Source organism: Aquirufa regiilacus (assembly GCF_032470275.1).
GTDB classification, from domain to species: Bacteria; Bacteroidota; Bacteroidia; order Cytophagales; family Spirosomataceae; genus Aquirufa; species Aquirufa regiilacus.
In genome coordinates this window covers 1-1897 of sequence record NZ_JAVNWW010000007.1, presented here as the reverse complement: position 1 = coordinate 1897, position 1897 = coordinate 1, and the positions used below count along the sequence as shown (strand labels likewise).

Below are 1897 nucleotides of genomic sequence, written 5' to 3'. Positions count from 1 at the left end.
GTCGCTAGTCCGGAGGGAATTAGTCTGGAGTCCGGAGGATTTTTTACCTCTTCACTCTTAGTTCTTCACTCTTAGTTCTTACCTCCAACCTATTCCTCCTCAATCTCTGGCTCCTCGTCCTGAATCAGTCCTTGGTTCAGTTTTTTGGTTGATTTGATGCCTAGTTTATGTAGTTTTTCGGCCCGACTGACAAGGTTACCTTTTCCGGTGCTGAGTTTGTTTAGTGCCCCAGCGTGGGCATCTTCAGCGCGTTTCATGTGTTTACCTACGTCTTCCATATCTTGGGTGAAGGAGACGAATTTGTCGTAAAGATCACCGGCTTGACGAGCAATTTCGATGGCATTACGTGTTTGGTATTCGGTCTTCCAAACAGATGCAATCGTACGTAAGGTGGCCAATAGGGTAGAAGGGGATACCAAAACGATTTTACGTTCCCATGCGTAATTAAACAAAGTTGTATCTTGGCTGATGGTTGCCACGAAACCTGATTCAATGGGAATGAATAAGAGTGTGAAATCGGGGCTATTTAGGTCGAGGCCTGTGTGATAATCTTTGGCTGATAATAATTTGATGTGCGATTTTAGGGACTCAATGTGTTCTTTGAGTGCTTGTTCTTTTTCGATTGTACCTTCCTCAGCGCTGGTGTAGCGCTCGTATGCGGTCAATGACACTTTGGAATCGATGATCAGGTTTTTGTTATCAGGTAGGAAGATAACTGCATCGGGTTTAATTGTCTCATTTATTTGATTTTTAGTGACAAATTGTGTCTCATATTCCATGCCTTTTTTGAGACCTGAGCTTTCCAAAACGCGTTCTAAAATCATCTCGCCCCAGTTTCCTTGGGACTTGTTGGATCCTTTGAGGGCATTTGTAAGGTCTTCAGTTTTTTGTGTAACGGTTTGATTGAGGCTCGTTAGGTTTTTAATTTGCTCCAAAAGCACCGTGTTTTGATGTAAGGAGTTTTTTTGGCCTTCATTGACCTGAGTCTCAAATGCCAAAAGTTTTTCCTTGAGCGGGGTTAAAACGTCGTTTAATTTGACTTGTTGTTGGTCGCTTAACATGCGACCTTGTCGGAGCACTGACTCATTACTAATATCGGTCAACATTTTACGCAATTTATCTTCGTCGGCCTTCTGGCTTTCCACCGTTGCTTTCAATGTTTCGTTTTGTCCTTCGAGTTGGGATAATTTACCAAACATCGTTTTGTTATCCTGTTCAAGTGCATCAGCTTTGGTTTGTAAACCTGTGAGTTGACTCAATTGGCTGTTTAATAGGGTTATTTTATTTTGGAGTAGGAGGTAGGAGGCTCCAGCGCCAACTAAAATTGCGATAATGATGTAGATGATTGTCATGAAGTAAAAGTAAATCATTAGGGGTTAATTACAAAGCTGTGGATAGGTAAATGAGTGACAGAATTTAGTGGTCAGTAGTCAGTCCGAAGTGCGATGGGAGGGAAGAGTGATGAGTTAAGAGTGAAGAGGTAAGAGTTAAGAGTTAAGAGTTAAGAGTTAAGAGTGAAGAGGTAAGCCCACATCCCTCAGACTTCGGACTAATTCCCTCTGGACTGACCACTGCCCACTGATAACTGACGACTAACTCCCTTCGGACTTCGGACTAATTTCCTCCGGACTGACCACTTCAACTGTTACCTGATGATTAACTATCCTCCGGACTTCGGATAAATCCCCTTCGGACTCCGGACTAATTCCCTCCGGACTGACGACTAACGACTAACGACTGACGACTAGCGACTAGCGACTAGTGACTGACGACTAGCGACTGTAGGGCATAAAAAAAGACCCACACTTTTGGTGCAGGTCTTCTATAATAACTTGGAGCTTACTTACTTTCCCGGGTTTGATCCCAGTATCATCAGCGGTGCGGGGCTTAACTTCTC

The 1897-nt window shown here is 43.4% G+C and carries 1 protein-coding gene; it reads right to left on the bottom strand.

The annotated features are described in order from the left end of the window. Positions 1 to 89 precede the first annotated feature (89 nt). Positions 90 to 1352 carry a DNA recombination protein RmuC gene (locus PQG45_RS10985; RefSeq protein ID WP_315577600.1) on the bottom strand — a complete coding sequence of 421 codons (1263 nt, stop codon included), beginning with the start codon at positions 1350 to 1352 and terminating at the stop codon, positions 90 to 92. Positions 1353 to 1897 lie beyond the last annotated feature (545 nt).